Source organism: Phocaeicola vulgatus ATCC 8482, assembly GCF_000012825.1.
Taxonomy (GTDB): Bacteria; Bacteroidota; Bacteroidia; order Bacteroidales; family Bacteroidaceae; genus Phocaeicola; species Phocaeicola vulgatus.
In genome coordinates, this window is the sequence record NC_009614.1 from 341,317 (window position 1) to 359,572 (window position 18,256).

Consider the following 18,256-nt stretch of genomic DNA (forward strand, 5'->3'; position numbering starts at 1 on the left):
TAAAAATAAATAAAAAATGAAAGCAATTCAAATTACCGCTCCTTCCGAAATGAAGGTAGTAGACATCGAGAAACCGGTCTTGGAACCGGGAGAAGTTCTTGTGAAAATTAAATACGTCGGTTTTTGCGGCTCGGACTTGAATACATTCTTAGGCCGTAACCCAATGGTAAAGTTGCCCGTTATTCCTGGACATGAAGTAGGAGCTGTCATAGAAGCTGTGGGCAAGGATGTGCCGGATTCTTTAAAACCCGGCATGAGCGTTACAGTTAATCCCTATACCAATTGCGGTAAATGTGCTTCCTGTCGTAACGGCAGAGTAAATGCCTGTGAACATAATGAAACTTTAGGGGTTCAGCGCAACGGAGCCATGTGTGAATATATCGCATTGCCTTGGAGTAAAATAATCCCGGCCCATCGAATTCCTCCTCGTGACTGTGCACTGATCGAACCGATGAGCGTAGGCTTTCATGCGGTTTCCAGGGCACAAGTTACAGATATTGATATAGTGATGGTCATTGGTTGCGGAATGATCGGTATGGGAGCTATTGTACGTTCAGCTCTTCGCGGAGCTACCGTTATCGCTGTAGACCTGGACGACGAGAAATTGGAACTTGCCAAACGGATAGGTGCTCACCATACCATCAATTCCATGACAGAAAATGTACATGAATGCCTGACAAAGATTACGGAAGGACTCGGTCCTGATGTAGTCATTGAAGCTGTCGGCAGTCCTGCAACCTATGTTATGGCCGTCAATGAAGTCGGATTTACCGGGAGAGTGGTATGTATAGGGTATGCAAAATCAGAAGTTTCTTTTCAAACTAAATATTTTGTCCAAAAAGAACTTGATATCCGCGGATCACGTAATGCATTGCCCACAGATTTCAGAGCAGTTATCCGCTACATGGAACAAGGTACTTGCCCAAAAAATGAATTGATCAGCAAAGTAGTCAAGCCCGAAGCAGCAATACAGGCCATGAAAGAATGGGCGGCAGCTCCCGGAAAAGTATTCCGTATACTAGTCGAATTTGACTAACCACATCTATACAATTACCCAAAATGTGCTCAAAGTGATCGTTTTCTACTTCGAGCACATTCTCTTTTTTGATTAAATCCTACTTGATTGGATAATATCAATTAATATCGGACGGAACCCGCTAACGAAACACTCTACTGCTATTACCATCAGAATAAGTCCCATCAAGCGCATCATCACGTTATTTCCAGTTTCACCAAGAATAGAAACCAACCGGGTAGAAGCCCGCAATATAAGATAGGTGATAAAATAAATCAAACCAATTATTCCGATCAGAATTCCCTTCATGGTCCAAGTATTTGCATCATCCATTAACATTATTCCGTTAGCTATAGCACCGGGACCGCAAAGCATAGGAATAGATAACGGGGTAATTGAAATATCATTGGCATACGTTTTAATTTCTTCATCTTTCAACTTCGTATTAGTAAAACGTGCCTGCAACATATCATACCCAATCTTCAAAATAATAAAACCGGCAGCAATACGAAAGCCATTGGTCGATATTCCAAAGAATTTGAATAAAAATTGCCCGGAAAAAGTAAAAGCCAGAAGTGTAATAAAGGAAATGATAGTAGCACGTTTCACAATATGACGCCGTTCTTCATCATCCATTCCTTTAGTCATAGTCAAAAATACAGGCATGGTTCCCAACGGGTTGGTTAATGTGAAAAAAGAAGTAAAGCATAGTAATGCAAATGGTAATAATGTATCCATTGACGTATTATTTTTAGGTTATGGGCAAAAGTAATCCATAATTGGGAGATGAGCAATAGTAGAGGTCACATTTCACACGTGCGGATACAAAAAAAGCCTCCGGAACTTCTTCAAGTCCGGAGGCTTCAATCAAAACGGCGGCTACCTACTCTCCCACTGTGACGCAGTACCATCGGCGTGACAAGGCTTAACTTCTCTGTTCGGAATGGGAAGAGGTGGAACCCTTGTGCTATAGCCACCTGAATAAGGTTGACATATTGTTGAGCTGTTATCGTAATTTCATTCTGTAGTAAAAACCAAAGGTATACACCATCCGACATATAAGGAAAGTGAACGGGCAATTAGTAATGCTCGGCTTTGATGTCTCCATCTTTACACCTGCATCCTATCAACGTCGTAGTCTACAACGACCCTGAGAAATCTAATCTTGTGGCCGGCTTCGTACTTAGATGCTTTCAGCACTTATCCGATCCAGACTTAGATACCCGGCAATGCACCTGGCGGCACAACCGGCAAACCAGAGGTCTGTCCAACACGGTCCTCTCGTACTAGTGTCAGAGCCACGCAAATTTCATACGCCCACGATAGATAGAGACCGAACTGTCTCACGACGTTCTGAACCCAGCTCGCGTGCCACTTTAATGGGCGAACAGCCCAACCCTTGGGACCTTCTCCAGCCCCAGGATGTGACGAGCCGACATCGAGGTGCCAAACCACTCCGTCGATATGAGCTCTTGGGAGGGATCAGCCTGTTATCCCCGGAGTACCTTTTATCCTTTGAGCGATGTCCCTTCCATACGGAAACACCGGATCACTATGCTCTAGTTTCCTACCTGATCGACTTGTCAGTCTCCCAGTCAAGCGCCCTTATGCCATTACACTCTAAGGCCGGTTACCAATCGGCCGGAGGGCACCTTTAGAAGCCTCCGTTACGCTTTTGGAGGCGACCACCCCAGTCAAACTACCCACCAATCAATGTCCCCGTTCCACGGGTTAGAATCCAAACAAATAAAGGGTCGTATTTCAACAGCGGCTCCACAAATACTGGCGTACCTGCTTCAAAGCCTCCGACCTATCCTACACATCACGTGCCCAGATTCAATGATAAGCTATAGTAAAGGTTCACGGGGTCTTTTCGTCCCATCGCGGGTAATCGGCATCTTCACCGATACTACAATTTCACTGAGCTCACGGTTGAGACAGCGTCCAGATCATTACACCATTCGTGCAGGTCGGAACTTACCCGACAAGGAATTTCGCTACCTTAGGACCGTTATAGTTACGGCCGCCGTTTACTGGGGCTTCAATTCAACGCTTCTCTTATCGATGACATCTCCTCTTAACCTTCCAGCACTGGGCAGGTGTCAGGCTGTATACTGGATCTTTCGATTTGGCACAGCCCTGTGTTTTTGTTAAACAGTTGCCTGGACCGATTCTCTGCGCCCTCCCATAAAAGGGTAGGGACCCTTTATCCCGAAGTTACAGGGTCAGTTTGCCTAGTTCCTTAACCGTGAATCACTCAAGCGCCTTAGAATATTCATCCCGACTACGTGTGTCCGTTTGCGGTACGGGTACCTGCAGGATTAAGTTTAGCGGATTTTCTCGGCAGCATGCTTACGCGCACTATTGCCTTGTCCCGAAGGACGCGGCATACTATCAGGTTCGGATCTCATGGTGGATTTGCCTGCCATGATCGACTCCTACACCCTTCAACCATCTATTCCGTCAGATGGCGGCACTGTCACTACTGCGTCTCCACGTCACTCCTGAAGGTAGTAACGGAATATTAACCGTTTCTGCCATCGGCATCGCCGTTCGGCTGAGCCTTAGGACCCGACTGACCCTGATCCGATTAGCGTTGATCAGGAAACCTTAGTCTTTCGGCGAGGGGGTTTCCCGCCCCCTTTATCGTTACTTATACCTACATTTGCTTTTCCAGACGCTCCAGAATACCTCACGGTACGCCTTCGACGCTGACTGGAATGCTCCCCTACCGATCATATTAATGATCCCACTGCTTCGGTAGACAACTTAATACCCGATTATTATCCACGCCCGACTCCTCGACTAGTGAGCTGTTACGCACTCTTTAAATGAATGGCTGCTTCCAAGCCAACATCCTAGCTGTCTTAGCAGTCAGACTTCGTTAGTTTAACTTAGCTGTCATTTCGGGACCTTAGCAGGTGGTCCGGATTCTTCTCCTCTCGGGCACGGACCTTAGCACCCATGCCCTCACTCCTGCGGTAGAACTGATGCGCATTCGGAGTTTGTCAAGACTTGATAGGCGGTGAAGCCCTCGCATCTTATCAGTCGCTCTACCTCACATCAGTAACCCGCAAGGCTGCACCTAAATGCATTTCGGGGAGTACGAGCTATCTCCAAGTTTGATTAGCCTTTCACCCCTACCCTCAGCTCATCCAGAAGCTTTTCAACGCTTATTGGTGCGGTCCTCCAGCTGGTGTTACCCAGCCTTCAACCTGGCCAAGGGTAGATCACTTGGTTTCGCGTCTGCCACTGCCGACTATACGCCCTGTTCAGACTCGCTTTCGCTTCGGATACGTGTGTCGTCACACTTAACCTTGCCGGCAAAGGCAACTCGTAGGTTCATTATGCAAAAGGCACGCCGTCACTCATTAACGAGCTCCGACCGCTTGTAGGCGCACGGTTTCAGGAACTATTTCACTCTTCTGTTCGAAGTGCTTTTCACCTTTCCCTCACGGTACTGGTTCGCTATCGGTCTCTCGGGAGTATTTAGCCTTACCGGATGGTCCCGGCAGATTCACGCAGAATTCCTCGTGCTCCGCGCTACTCAGGATACTACTATGCTTCGACAACGTTCGAATACGCAACTGTCATGCTCTATGGTCTTTCTTTCCAGAAAGTTCTTCTCTGATGTCTTCATGCAACGGCGTAGTCCTACAACCCCACCCATGCCGTAACATGGATGGTTTGGGCTGTTCCCCGTTCGCTCGCCACTACTGGGGGAATCATTGTTTATTTTCTTTTCCTGCAGGTACTAAGATGTTTCAGTTCCCTGCGTTAGCCTCCAACAACGTTGGATAATACCTCTTCAAGATATTGGGTTGTCCCATTCGGAAATCTCTGGATCAAAGGTCATTTGCACCTCCCCAAAGCTTATCGCAGCTTATCACGTCCTTCATCGCCTCCGAGAGCCAAGGCATCCGCCATGCGCCCTTTTTTACTTTCTTTATTCATTCACTCACACAACGGTTTTTGCGTTCCGTTGGTAGCGGGATGATATATACTTTCAGCTCTTTACTACTAAAATTACTGTTTGCTTGTACAATATGTCATAGATCGTTCATCTTCGTTTCTTACGTTTCCGATGGAGTGGAGAATAACGGATTCGAACCGTTGACCCTCTGCGTGCAAGGCAGATGCTCTAGCCAGCTGAGCTAATCCCCCGAACTTGATTCCGTTCGTAGTCCCAGGCAGAGTTGAACTGCCGACCTCTACATTATCAGTGTAGCGCTCTAACCAACTGAGCTATAGGACTAAGTTCAACCTAGTCTGTTTGATTAGACCCGGCTTCTTACTTTCTCTCTTCCGTATCATTACGGAATCATATCTTGAATAAACAACACCAGCAGTACAAGAACAAAAACCTTATCGATCTTTCGTCCTCTCCAGAAAGGAGGTGTTCCAGCCGCACCTTCCGGTACGGCTACCTTGTTACGACTTAGCCCCAGTCACCAGTTTTACCCTAGGGCGCTCCTCGCGGTTACGCACTTCAGGTACCCCCGGCTCCCATGGCTTGACGGGCGGTGTGTACAAGGCCCGGGAACGTATTCACCGCGCCGTGGCTGATGCGCGATTACTAGCGAATCCAGCTTCGTGGAGTCGGGTTGCAGACTCCAGTCCGAACTGAGAGAGGTTTTGGGGATTGGCATCCACTCGCGTGGTAGCGGCCCTCTGTACCCCCCATTGTAACACGTGTGTAGCCCCGGACGTAAGGGCCGTGCTGATTTGACGTCATCCCCACCTTCCTCACATCTTACGATGGCAGTCTTGTCAGAGTCCTCAGCGGAACCTGTTAGTAACTGACAACAAGGGTTGCGCTCGTTATGGCACTTAAGCCGACACCTCACGGCACGAGCTGACGACAACCATGCAGCACCTTCACAGATGCCTTGCGGCTTACGGCTTTCACCGTAATTCATCTGCAATTTAAGCCCGGGTAAGGTTCCTCGCGTATCATCGAATTAAACCACATGTTCCTCCGCTTGTGCGGGCCCCCGTCAATTCCTTTGAGTTTCACCGTTGCCGGCGTACTCCCCAGGTGGAATACTTAACGCTTTCGCTTGGCCGCTTGCAGTATATCGCAAACAGCGAGTATTCATCGTTTACCGTGTGGACTACCAGGGTATCTAATCCTGTTTGATACCCACACTTTCGAGCCTCAATGTCAGTTGCAGCTTAGCAGGCTGCCTTCGCAATCGGAGTTCTTCGTGATATCTAAGCATTTCACCGCTACACCACGAATTCCGCCTGCCTCAACTGCACTCAAGATATCCAGTATCAACTGCAATTTTACGGTTGAGCCGCAAACTTTCACAACTGACTTAAACATCCATCTACGCTCCCTTTAAACCCAATAAATCCGGATAACGCTCGGATCCTCCGTATTACCGCGGCTGCTGGCACGGAGTTAGCCGATCCTTATTCATAAAGTACATGCAAACGGGTATCCATACCCGACTTTATTCCTTTATAAAAGAAGTTTACAACCCATAGGGCAGTCATCCTTCACGCTACTTGGCTGGTTCAGGCTCTCGCCCATTGACCAATATTCCTCACTGCTGCCTCCCGTAGGAGTTTGGACCGTGTCTCAGTTCCAATGTGGGGGACCTTCCTCTCAGAACCCCTATCCATCGAAGACTAGGTGGGCCGTTACCCCGCCTACTATCTAATGGAACGCATCCCCATCGTCTACCGGAATACCTTTAATCATGTGAACATGCGGACTCATGATGCCATCTTGTATTAATCTTCCTTTCAGAAGGCTGTCCAAGAGTAGACGGCAGGTTGGATACGTGTTACTCACCCGTGCGCCGGTCGCCATCGGCCTTAGCAAGCTAAGACCATGCTGCCCCTCGACTTGCATGTGTTAAGCCTGTAGCTAGCGTTCATCCTGAGCCAGGATCAAACTCTTCATTGTAATAATATCTTTTTCCAACTATTCAGTTGATAATCTGCTCAAGGATTCCAAATCTATCAATATCAATATTGACGGTTCTTGTTTTTTCCGTACACCATATATATATATCACATACGGTGCACCGGCTTGTACTACTTGTTTGTTTATCTTAAATCTTTCAAAGAACTCTCATTTATGTTTTGCCATCGTTTCCGAAAGCGGATGCAAAGGTAAGAGATTTTATCGTAACCGCCAAATGTTTTCGAAAGTTTTTTTTGAAAAAGTTTTTTTTCGAAACTTCCATAAAAGGCGGGACGTCCATCCTCCCCACGTCTTATCCGTTCTCGCTCCCTTAGCCCCGCTAAGGTAAGATACTGGGTGCAGACACTGTCAAGGAAAACTCTCCTACGTTTGTTTCACCAAGTCAGTCACACACTGTCTGAAGTGCCGCATCTCTCTCGATTGCGGATGCAAAGGTAGACCTTTTAACGATTACCAGCAAACATACGAAGGAAAAATTATACGGATTTCCTGAAACTTTTTTGTAATACTCTGAATAACAGATGTGTTACAAAGCATGTTTTTATAACGGAGGACACCGGAGGAAAAAGACACACACATTATAATATTCGCACGCGCGTATAAGGACGGAAAAAAGGAAGGGGCCCATACGAAAACAGCAGACGGAAAACAAGAAAAGACGGAAAAACGGAAGGCAAACTTGCAAACTTGCAAAACTTGCAGCATCTCCACACCCACACACGTGCGCGTACATTATAATGCAACAAAATAATATGTTCCAGAATTCCACTCTATTTCTTTATTGTGATCTGTGAATGATCTGATCTCCTCCTGTTTTCTTGTTCACGTTTTTTCTCTTTTGCGAAATATATGCGTCTTGATGAGGAAATTTCTTTAAAAGACCATTACTACAGCCAGTGCCGGCTGAAGAACAGCAGCTGGCAGGTCTTCTGGCAGGACAGTGCCTCGGAACAGGATGCCATGCCGTGCGTCTTCATACAGTTCATATGTTCCGAAAGGTTAGTAACATGTGTTCCGTAAAGTTAGTAACGTGTGGCCCTATACGTTACTAACATACAGGCCTGCACGTTAGTAACGTGTTCCATTTAGATTGATAACACGTTATTCCTCATGCCGACAGCTTGTTCTCCCCAGGATTGTACAAGCTGTACCAGCATGATTGGCGGAAGGCCCGGCCTATACAAGTACCTGCTGAAGATTCGGGCAGTCATCCCTTTGCCACCTGTGTCTGTCCGATTCCGGTTTCTGTCTTCCGCTTTCCTTTTTTCTTCTTATACGGCCCCTCCTCTTTCCACCAAAGATCCTGTCACATCTCTCCCTTTTCCCCGCTCCACTTTCTGTGCTCCGTCATGCTTTCCTCCATTTCAGCTCTCCCCTGCATCGTCCGTTTGTCCTCCTCCACCCTTGCTTGTCACATTCTCCTTATGTTCTCTCATTTTTCCACATTATAATGTACGCGCACGTGTGTGGGTGTGGAAGTGCTGCAAGTTTTGCAAGTTTGCAAGTTTCATCCCCACTTTATATCATAAAGAGAACTGAAAATAAATAATATTCTGGCATTTAGTCAATGCCCCCATAAACTATATAATTTTTTATTGCTATATTTGTCCTCATCAAATCATCAAAATGAATATAACTTCTACTATCATAACAGCTTCGGACGGAACACCCCTCTCCTTATATGATGTATGCCGGTTCCTATCCAAGCAGCAATGGAAACACATATTAAAACAATTGAAACAAGAAGGAATACATATAGAAAGAATAGAAGCTTATGAATATCCGGAAGTTCGAGACATCAAACATCTATTTATACGCTTTGAAAAAGAAAAAGAAGACACTCCTTTTTATTTACTGTCTCCGGAAATATTCTCTAAACTAACCAACGCGATAATACAAGAATACTCTTCAAATATAAAATAAAAAAATTGTACAATCCATCAAATTAGGATGAGATGAAAAACATCAACGGTCAAGGCAATGAAATTACAATTATTTTACCACATAAGAAAATAGATTGTATATCCTCCCATCATGAACAATTCAATCAAATCATCCATCAATCCCATATCATAATTACAGGAAACAACAATCATGTTTCCATGCATTTCGATTCAGAATAGAATGTTGAAAAACTACTTCTTAACGAAGGTTTTCTATTGATTATCAAGGGAAACGATAACACGGTTAATTTAGGAACAATCATTTTACACTATTCCAACATACTAGGGATGAGTGGACTAAAACTCATCATCGGCCAGTTGCCCGGTTTGGGAACTGGTGTTTCAAGAGTTGCCAATAATTGTAGAGTTGATATAGGTAATCGTGTAGTTATCAATGGAGTTACTTTATATTTACAAGAAGATAAATCAAATGTTAGCATAGGAGAAGACAGTCAATTAAGCTGGGGCATTGATATTTGGTGTACCGACGCACATACTATAACAAATTTAAAGAGAGAACCGATTAATTTTGCTCAAAGTATAGAAATAGGCAAGCATGCATGGGTAGGGAAAGATGTAAAGATTGGTAAAAATACAAAAATACCCGATAACAGTATTGTGGGTTGGGGAAGTATTGTAACCAAAGTATTCAACGAACCGAATATAATATTAGCAGGCATCCCTGCAAAAATTGTAAAGAGAGGTATAAATTGGGATCGTAGATGCATTAATAAATACTTACTAGAATAGTATTTAGGGTGTCTGAAAAGATAGCTAGTCAGACCCCCGATTTGATAACTATTCCGTTAGAACTGGAAATAAATAAACGGCTGAATATCACTGCTCTTTATCTGGATAACCAAATAAATCAGTACTACCAACAATAATGCCTTTCCCAATAAAGGTAATTTTACCACTCCACGACAACACGCATTCTGCCAACTATCAGGAGCAAAATGCAGCAAATACCCTATTCCCATCAAAACAAACACTTTCCAATAACCTTCTATCAGCTGCATGAATACCTCGGGATGGAAAGCTGTACATATCTGCTTCAACATAACAACCGAAGCTTCAAAAGTCGTATTACGGAAAAATATCCAGCAGAAACAAACAAAATTGAAAGTAACAAGAACTGCAAAAAATTTACGAATGCCCTTACTGCCAGCCGTCTTAGGCTTATGCAGCAAGTTACGCCAGAATTTCTGTGCAGCCAGTGCTATTCCATGAAATCCCCCCCATATCACAAAATTCCAAGATGCACCATGCCACAAACCACCTAACAACATAGTAAGGCACAAATTAATATAAGTACGGACCTTCCCCTTGCGGTTTCCCCCCAATGAGATATAAAGGTAATCTCGCAACCATGTAGAAAGAGAGATATGCCAACGATGCCAGAAATCGGTTATACTATCGGCTTTATAAGGCGAATTAAAGTTCATAGGGAAACGGAAACCCAACAGCAAAGCAAACCCGATAGCCATATCACTATATCCGGAAAAGTCACAATAAATCTGTAAAGCATACCCATATACACCAAACAAATTCTCAACCCCGGAATAAAGAGCCGGATTATCAAAAATACGTTCCACAAAATTTACACTGATATAATCGGAGATTACAGCTTTCTTGAATAATCCGCTGATGATAAAGAAAACACCAGTGCCAAACATCTCCGAGGAAACAAACAGCGGTTGCCTGATTTGAGGAATAAAATCGCGGGCACGTACAATAGGCCCCGCTACCAGCTGCGGAAAAAAAGACACATAAAATGTATAATCCAGCAACCTGTTCAAAGGAACCAGCTCACGACGGTAAACATCTATGGTATAACTTAAAGACTGGAAAGTGAAGAACGATATTCCCACCGGCAAGAAAATATCCAACGGCTGGAATTTCCCATTCCACAAAGGAGCCAGTATCTGATAAAAGAAATTGGTGTACTTGAAATAACAGAGCAATCCTAAATTTATTCCCAGACTTGCCAGCAGCAAAACCCTCCGTTTCCATTGAGTTTCGGTATTCGCCATACGCCCTGCCAGCAAGAAATCCGTCACTGTCACCACCCCCAGCAAGAAAAAATAAAAACCGCTACTCTTATAATAAAAATAATAAGAAAACAGCGTTACAAACAGGATGCGTGCCGTATCCTTCTTCTGCAATAACATATAAATCAGGCTAAAGCCTAAAAACAGAAACAAAAACAAGCCGCTGCTAAAAATCATCGGTTGCTTGGCATTATAAGTCAATACCTCAGCCAGTTTACTCCAATCCAGTTGCCACATATTCATTATACGCTTTAATCAGTGCCTGATGTAATAAATTACCTTGTAAACGATATCCATCGGGAGTGAAATGAATGCCATCCGCACGAAGCATGTGGTGCTTCGTCCAGTTACGACAAGCATCTGTCTTTCCTCCTACTATATTATACATATCCCAAACTGCCATTTTATTCTCTTGTGCATACTCCTTTATAATACGCGCCGCCGTTACGGTTCTCGGATTAATGGTACGTGCACGACGACGTCCCACGTATGCTCCGGGAGGTGTAGTCAGTAAAAAAGCCGCTTCAGGACAGGCTGCTTTCAACATACCCAACAGTCTGCCTATCTGCATTTTGTGAGCCTGAGCCAGATAACGGCGGCTATGTGCCTCATTGGTTCCAAAAGAAACAATAATCAGATCGGGATGCAAAGAAGCTATTTCTTTTATTTTTTCATCATCAGAAAAAGTAACAGAAGTAGCTCCATTAATGCCAATCATATGATAAACAATACCCGGTTCGCCCGTTTCATGTGCCAACCCACCGGTACGATATGAAATAACATCAGGATAAACAGCCTCAGCACCAAAATCATGTTCCAGACGACGACGGGTTATTAATGGATAAAGATGCCCCCGCACATGAGAATCACCTATATGGACTATCCGTACCGGTCCTGTCATATCATTCAACTTTTGAAAGAAAGGAGAAAGCGAACGGTTCTCATCTTCTATCACATTATCCAAAGAATGAGTAAAACTCGCCGGAAGTGAATCATGTACTGTTATCAGCCGCATGCCCCGATGCATTTCCTTTGTTTCACCGGGTATGCGAAGCGGCTCCAACGGCCGGGACAATGCCGGAATAGCATCCTGAGCATAAAGACATGGAAACAGCAAGAACAGGAACAATACCATTGCTATACCGGACAGACCAGGAAATCTGTTATTCCTCCTCATAGGCTTTCCGTCTTTCATATTGCTCTTTGCCATACATCAATGTTTCAAATAAGATACCTGCCAAATGCTTGCCTCCCTTAAAATTGATATGGGTATAATCAAGATTCGCCATTTTTTGCCCGATCATATCGACAATGCTTCCTTGACCTCCCATTGCCTCATACATATTCCAAAAAGCGATATGGCTATCAGCCGCAATGGACTGTTGATAACGGATAAGATTCTTGACTCCGGGCATGGTGCGGAGATCTCCATTCTCGTTTTTATATTCACGGTCACCCACACTGACCAGTAAAATGCTGGTTTCAGGAAAAGCTGTCTTCAAATGTTCTATCACCGAAAGCATCCCTTTCTTATAGCCATCGTATTTTACTCCCCGTTCCGTAGCCACATTCAAACCATATTGGACCACAATCAAATCGTATGGACGAAGACGTTGGAAATCGCAAAGCGTATGTAAAGGAATACTACGTAAATGAAGCCCACTGCTACCACGTACGCTAAAATTATCCAAAGATATTCCCTGCCTGCCGTCCATAGCCACTCCATAGAAAGTAACAGAATCAGCTTGTTCCACACTCCACCGTACTTGTCCTATCCTTCCTCTCACCGAAACAGCCTGCACACCTCCTGTTCCTACTTCCTCATGTAACTCTCCTTCCGCAGCATTATTCACTTTAGAACGGACAGCGGCAAAACCTTTATTCAGGAAATAAAAAGTAGAAACCTCACAGGTATCCAGTCGGGAAGCGTATTTACTCTGTCCTTTCAACTGTACATAAGCACCTTCACGAGGAAAAAAATAATGTCCGGAAATATCTTGCTGCATTTTATCAAAACCAACGGAGTCATTGGATGAATGACTGCTCCATCCCCCAAAAGTATGGCGTACCGTAGGACGGTAACCGCTGATGGAAGAGGTTACAGGAACATATCCCACTCCGCAACCACCAAATTCTTGTTGAAGCATTTCGCGCAAATCGGCAGTAAAAATATCAGCTTCTATAAAAGAATCACCGAAGTAAGCGATACGCACAGGGCGTTTCATGGTTTTCACTTTGGAAAGTGCCTCATAAAAATGTTTCATTCCCCGCATGGTGGAATCCGAATAATCCTCAATACAGGTAATACCCGTTTTACATGTATCCACAAAAATAGGTTTTACAGGAGGAGGAAGGACAATGGTGTCGGAATCACATACTTCTTCTTCCACATCCGGACGGATATCAGCCAGCAGGTCCACCTTGCGCAACGGTTTGCCGCCCACCGACATGGAGGGGAGGAAATACAGCCCCATTAACACTCCTACTACAATAAGAGTGAGAAGAAAAGTGGCCGGTATATAGTTTTTCATATTGCTATATTTGTAAATTAACCGCAAAAGTAGTGATTTTTTAGACGGAGTACTTCATGATAGAGGCTAAAAAAAGAAAAAAGACTGCGCCAGAAAGAGGGCAACAGTCTTTTTCTTTAATGATGAAAAGACAGATTCAAATCGTCTTTTCTATGTTCCACACAAAAGCACGTAATCCCAATTGTTCGGTTTCCTTATCCATTTTATGCAAAGCGTCCAATAAAGGCTCCACTTTAGTATCATCTACCACTGTCATAATGGCCGAGCACATACTGGGCCACGCGTGACTGCCATAATGCGGTTCTCCTTTTACAGAGCCGCGCCCCTGCAACTGCTGCCAATAACTGAATCCACGACAATTCTGACGGTCCAACAACGCCAGAATACGTTCGTAAAAAGCTTGGTCGAAAGTGATGAAAACTGATTTCATTATTCCATTTTTTATTTTAAGTTCTGTCATCCGGTCTCCTATTCATTTCAATCCGGATAACAACTATATTAATTATTCTTTTTTGCCTTTGGTCATCTCCGTCTTATGTGCTTGATAATAGTCATTCAGTTCACGGGAAGCTTTCATCTTCTTACGGTTACGCTTGATACCTGTACCCGCAAATGAACAGTAGAGCACCGGAACCAAAATCAAGGTGAGCACGGTAGATACAGTCAAACCACCGATTACGGACACCCCTAAAGGCTGCCACATTTCAGAACCTTCCCCTCCTCCTATCGCCATCGGCACCATGCCCAGAATAGTGGTCAAAGTGGTCATTAAAACCGGACGTAAACGACTACGGCCCGAAACAACGACCGAATGAATAACAGACATACCCCGCTCACGACATAAGGTAATGTAATCAATAAGCACGATACCATTCTTCACTACGATACCAATCAACATGATACCTCCCAACAAACTCATGACATTCAATGTAGTCCCCGTTCCATACAATGCCATCAATACCCCACTGAATGCAAACGGAATAGAGAACATAATGATAAACGGATAGGTCAGAGACTCAAACTGGGCAGCCATTACAATAAATACCAATATAATAATCAAAACAGCCAAAGTTCCCAGATCGCTGAATGAATCCTGCTGATCCTCATAAGACCCTGCCACCTGGATACTGATACCGCCAGGTAAATCCATCTTATCAATAATAGACTCACCCGCTGCCACCACACTACCTAAAGGCGCACCTGAAATCACAGCAGATACTGTTACAATACGTTCACGGTCTTTACGTTCAATAGTAGGAGGAGCTGAACGCTCCACTACCGTGCCGATATCTTTCACCCGAATCGCTTTACCTTCATTGGTATAAATCAGAATATTCTCCAAACTTTCAATACTGGTACGGAACTGGGGAGCATAACGCACCTTGATATCATATTCGTCACCATCTTCCCGATAGTAAGAAGATAAAGCACCATTAACACGGTTACGCAGATACAAAGCTGCTGTAGAAAGATTCAAACCGTGTAAAGCCAGTTTTTCACGATCAAAATCCACCTGATATTCCGGCTGATAATCCTGACGGCTGATATTCACCTCAGACACACCGTTCACTTTCAATAAAGCTTCTTTCAATTCAGCGGCTGCCTTATCTGTTTCTGTAAAATCATATCCATAGATTTCAAAATCGGCAGTGGCCTGTCCACCCATGCCTCCACTGCTACCACCCAGGATAACCTGGGCTTTATCCAGTTCGGGATAGGCTTTCAGATCCTCACGCATACCATCGCAGACTTCTGCCAACGTAACAGAACGCTGATCGGGATTATAAAGGTTGATATTGAATGAAATGATATGGCTACCATTATCCTGAATAGAAGCCCAAGTATTATCCGCATCAGCCTGTCCCACAGTATAGTTACAGATACGCATCACCCCTTCATATTTCTTCAGCCACCTTTCGGTCAGCTCCTGGGCCAATGCCTGGGCACGCTCTACGCGAGCTCCGATAGGCAATTGTAATTGAACAGAAATACGACTGTTGTCTTGTGACGGAAAAAACTCTGTACCAATTCCTTTCGCACAAATCAGACTCAGCAGAAAGAACCCGAAACAACCGGCAATAATGGTCTTGCGGTGACGGACAGCCCAGTTCAAACGTTTCTGATACCAGTTATCCAATCCATCCAACGCACGTTCTATCGGTTTGTAGAATGTGACAAACCACTTACTTTGTTTTTTTTGCAAGCGAAGCATCTGCGCACACATCATCGGAGTAAATGACAGAGCCGAGATAGTAGAAATAGTCATAATGACACACATCATCCAGCCCAACTGACGGAACAAAACTCCCGACATACCACTGACCATCGTCAACGGGAAGAATACCGCAATCATGGTCAATGTGGATGCGATAACAGAAATTGCCACCTCATTTGTTCCATGGATAGCCGCCTGTTTCGGCTCGGAGCCACGCTCGATATGGGTCGTTACGTTTTCCAAAACAACAATAGCGTCATCCACCACATTACCAATCGCAATAGAAAGGCACGACAAAGAAATAATATTCAGAGATCCCCCATCCGTGATAGCCAAATAAATAAAGGAGGCAATCAATGACATGGGGATAGTGATACAGATAATCACCGTAGCACGCCAACGACCTAAGAAAACAAATACCACCAAGACCACAAACAGAATGGCATACATAATAGTTTCCGTCAAACTGTCGATGGTATTCAAAATATTATCCGAAGTGTTCACAATAACCCCCAGTTTCACATCACTGGGCAGTGACTTCTGTAACTTAGGCAACTGCTCCATTACTTTCCGGGAAATGTTCACTGAGTTTGCTCCCGATTGTTTCTGTACAACAATCATGGCTCCCTGCACCCCGTTATTATAGGTTTCCTGAGCACGTTCTTCTACAGAATCGACTACCGTTGCCACGTCACGCAAATACACCGAAGCACCATTGCGTATACCCACTACGATATTCTCCATTTCTTTCGGGTCCTTGAATTCTCCTTCCACACGCAAGGAATAGGTATTACTGCCCACATCGAAAGTTCCACCCGGAGTATTCTTATTTTCAGCCCCGACAATGGAACTGATGGTCTCAATCGTCAGATCATATGCTTCCAGTTTGTTGGGATCACAATAAATATTCACCTCACGCTTCGGCGCACCGGCAATGGACACCGTTCCCACACCGGGAACACGAGCCAAAGGATTTACTACATTATCATCCAATATCTTATACAGAGCCGGCTGACTTTCTTCTGCCTGAACGGACAACAGCAGGATAGGAATCATATCCGTACTGAACTTAAAGATAATCGGAGTATTGACTTCATCGGGAAGCTCCGAACTCACCATATCCAATTTATCACGCACATCATTAGTCAACACATCAATATCATAGCCATATTCGAATTCCAAAGTGATAACTGATATATTTTCTGAAGACTTGGATGTAATATGTTTCAAATTACTAACCGAGTTCAACGTATTTTCCAACGGACGGGTTACGTTGTTCTCTATATCGGAAGCACTGGCACCCTGATAAGATGTCATAACCATAATGGTATTGGTATCAATATCGGGATACAAGTCTACCGGAAGTTTCGACAATGAGAACAGACCAAAGATCGCTACGGCCAAAAAGCATAACGAGGTCATAATCGGTTTTTTAACCGCTCCTTCGTATAAACTCATGTTTGTTAAATTAAAAATTAAGAACTAAAAAATCATATATAGGTAAATAAATATGGAGTATTATCAACTAATTCTCAATTTTTAATTTACTGCCACTTCCACACCATCGGCCAAACGGGTCTGACCGGCAACCACCACCTGCGAATTATCCTCCACCCCGGAAATCAATTCATATTCGGTTCCCATCCGACGTCCCAATTCTACTTTATTATAAGAAACCTTACCGTCTTTGTAGACATATACATAACGGTCGCCCGAACCGGCACGTTTCACAATAGCCTGATCAGGAACCACCACATGCCGCAATGTACCAAAGCTCACAGTCACACGGCCAAACATTCCCGGACGTATACGCTGACGGGTATTAGCCAATTTTACCTCTACAGGAAAAGTATGAGTAGCAGCATCAATAGTAGGATACACCAAACTAACTTTCCCTTCGAATTCCTCATCACCATACACATCAAATTTCACCTTTACGATCATACCTTTAGTCACTTTCGGGAAATAAGGTTCGGATACATTGATCAACAGTTTAACCGGAGTGATCTGTTCAATGACCAACACAGGAGTGGAAGCGGAAGAATATAAATCACCGTTATCAAAATTACGTGCTGTAACCACTCCATGAATAGGGCTTAACAACTGCGTATTCTCCAACAAATTATTATAGGAAGTACGACGTACATCTAAAGCTGTTTTTGCTGCATCCCATTCAGATTTGGAAGCTCCACCCACTTTGTACAGTTCATCCATACGTCTGAATTCCGTTTCTTCATTTTCTAATTGCAATTTCATTTGTTTCAGATTTGCCGCATCCATCTGTACTAATTTCTGTCCTTTGGATACATGGTCTCCCACTTCAACAAAAATACGGTCTATACGCCCGGGAGAGGTCGGAGCTATATTATTTTTCGCTTCCGCTTCAACAGTGGCAGTATATTCCTCTATCTGATCTACATCGCGGGAAGTTACGGAAGCAAGCCGGACTACCGGTTTGTCCTCCATAGCGGTATCAGCAGCTTCCTTACTCTCCGTTCCACCTGAACATGCCCCCAGCATAGTTACCACCAGCCAAGCTGCGAATTGAAAATATTTTCTCATA

At 44.2% G+C, this 18,256-nt stretch carries 9 protein-coding genes, 2 tRNA genes, 3 rRNA genes and 1 pseudogene; 3 read left to right on the forward strand and 12 right to left on the reverse strand.

Going from position 1 to position 18,256, the window contains the following annotated elements:
* Positions 1 to 16: 16 nt before the first annotated feature.
* The gene (locus tag BVU_RS01130) at positions 17 to 1,036 is read left to right on the forward strand and encodes a zinc-binding alcohol dehydrogenase family protein (protein ID WP_005843572.1); all 1,020 of its coding nucleotides are present in this window, start codon (positions 17 to 19) and stop codon (positions 1,034 to 1,036) included.
* Between the two features lie 72 nt (positions 1,037 to 1,108).
* Here the strand turns inward: BVU_RS01130 and BVU_RS01135 are convergent, their stop codons facing one another.
* The 6 genes from BVU_RS01135 to BVU_RS01160 all read right to left on the reverse strand — a co-directional run bounded on the left by BVU_RS01135 (position 1,109) and on the right by BVU_RS01160 (position 6,932).
* Complete coding sequence (locus tag BVU_RS01135; protein WP_005843570.1) at positions 1,109 to 1,753, reverse strand: MarC family protein; 645 nt, start codon at positions 1,751 to 1,753, stop codon at positions 1,109 to 1,111.
* 132 nt (positions 1,754 to 1,885) lie between these two features.
* Positions 1,886 to 1,996 (reverse strand): 5S ribosomal RNA (gene rrf / locus BVU_RS01140).
* 78 nt (positions 1,997 to 2,074) lie between these two features.
* Positions 2,075 to 4,962: ribosomal RNA gene (locus BVU_RS01145) — 23S ribosomal RNA — on the reverse strand.
* Positions 4,963 to 5,105: 143 nt separating this feature from the next.
* A tRNA-Ala gene (locus BVU_RS01150) sits at positions 5,106 to 5,179 on the reverse strand.
* Positions 5,180 to 5,196: 17 nt separating this feature from the next.
* A tRNA-Ile gene (locus BVU_RS01155) sits at positions 5,197 to 5,270 on the reverse strand.
* 134 nt (positions 5,271 to 5,404) lie between these two features.
* Positions 5,405 to 6,932: ribosomal RNA gene (locus BVU_RS01160) — 16S ribosomal RNA — on the reverse strand.
* Together the 16S, 23S and 5S rRNA genes with 2 tRNA genes alongside form the textbook arrangement of a ribosomal RNA operon.
* A gap of 1,755 nt (positions 6,933 to 8,687) precedes the next feature.
* Here BVU_RS01160 and BVU_RS22620 point away from each other — a divergent pair.
* Together BVU_RS22620 and BVU_RS22110 are read left to right on the forward strand one after the other, a co-directional pair.
* Entirely contained in the window at positions 8,688 to 8,876 is a 189-nt protein-coding gene (locus tag BVU_RS22620) for a hypothetical protein (RefSeq protein ID WP_224205187.1), read from the forward strand.
* A gap of 32 nt (positions 8,877 to 8,908) precedes the next feature.
* Positions 8,909 to 9,646, forward strand: a pseudogene (locus tag BVU_RS22110) (acyltransferase).
* Between the two features lie 56 nt (positions 9,647 to 9,702).
* Here the strand turns inward: BVU_RS22110 and BVU_RS01180 are convergent.
* The 6 genes from BVU_RS01180 to BVU_RS01205 form a co-directional block, all read right to left on the reverse strand.
* Positions 9,703 to 11,184: an MBOAT family O-acyltransferase gene (locus tag BVU_RS01180; protein ID WP_005853110.1), complete on the reverse strand. Its 1,482-nt coding sequence runs from the start codon at positions 11,182 to 11,184 to the stop codon at positions 9,703 to 9,705.
* A complete protein-coding gene (locus BVU_RS01185) occupies positions 11,162 to 12,124 on the reverse strand; it encodes an SGNH/GDSL hydrolase family protein (protein WP_032939080.1) in 963 nt (320 codons plus the stop codon). Before BVU_RS01185 ends, BVU_RS01180 begins: the two co-directional genes overlap by 23 nt.
* Positions 12,111 to 13,478: an SGNH/GDSL hydrolase family protein gene (locus tag BVU_RS01190; RefSeq protein WP_011964672.1), complete on the reverse strand. Its 1,368-nt coding sequence runs from the start codon at positions 13,476 to 13,478 to the stop codon at positions 12,111 to 12,113. Before BVU_RS01190 ends, BVU_RS01185 begins: the two co-directional genes overlap by 14 nt.
* A 136-nt stretch (positions 13,479 to 13,614) precedes the next feature.
* Complete coding sequence (locus BVU_RS01195; protein ID WP_005845549.1) at positions 13,615 to 13,908, reverse strand: PG0541 family transporter-associated protein; 294 nt, start codon at positions 13,906 to 13,908, stop codon at positions 13,615 to 13,617.
* Between the two features lie 72 nt (positions 13,909 to 13,980).
* On the reverse strand, positions 13,981 to 17,151 hold the full coding sequence (locus tag BVU_RS01200; protein ID WP_005845553.1) for an efflux RND transporter permease subunit: 3,171 nt from the start codon (positions 17,149 to 17,151) through the stop codon (positions 13,981 to 13,983).
* A gap of 81 nt (positions 17,152 to 17,232) precedes the next feature.
* On the reverse strand, positions 17,233 to 18,255 hold the full coding sequence (locus tag BVU_RS01205; RefSeq protein WP_005845555.1) for an efflux RND transporter periplasmic adaptor subunit: 1,023 nt from the start codon (positions 18,253 to 18,255) through the stop codon (positions 17,233 to 17,235).
* Position 18,256: the final 1 nt, after the last annotated feature.

Coding starts and splice junctions, on each gene's coding strand:
- BVU_RS01130 (WP_005843572.1), top strand. CDS start 17: ATGAAAGCAATTCAAATTACCGCTCCTTCCGAAATGAAGGTAGTAGAC.
- BVU_RS01135 (WP_005843570.1), bottom strand. CDS start 1,753: ATGGATACATTATTACCATTTGCATTACTATGCTTTACTTCTTTTTTC.
- BVU_RS01180 (WP_005853110.1), bottom strand. CDS start 11,184: ATGTGGCAACTGGATTGGAGTAAACTGGCTGAGGTATTGACTTATAAT.
- BVU_RS01185 (WP_032939080.1), bottom strand. CDS start 12,124: ATGAGGAGGAATAACAGATTTCCTGGTCTGTCCGGTATAGCAATGGTA.
- BVU_RS01190 (WP_011964672.1), bottom strand. CDS start 13,478: ATGAAAAACTATATACCGGCCACTTTTCTTCTCACTCTTATTGTAGTA.
- BVU_RS01195 (WP_005845549.1), bottom strand. CDS start 13,908: ATGAAATCAGTTTTCATCACTTTCGACCAAGCTTTTTACGAACGTATT.
- BVU_RS01200 (WP_005845553.1), bottom strand. CDS start 17,151: ATGAGTTTATACGAAGGAGCGGTTAAAAAACCGATTATGACCTCGTTA.
- BVU_RS01205 (WP_005845555.1), bottom strand. CDS start 18,255: ATGAGAAAATATTTTCAATTCGCAGCTTGGCTGGTGGTAACTATGCTG.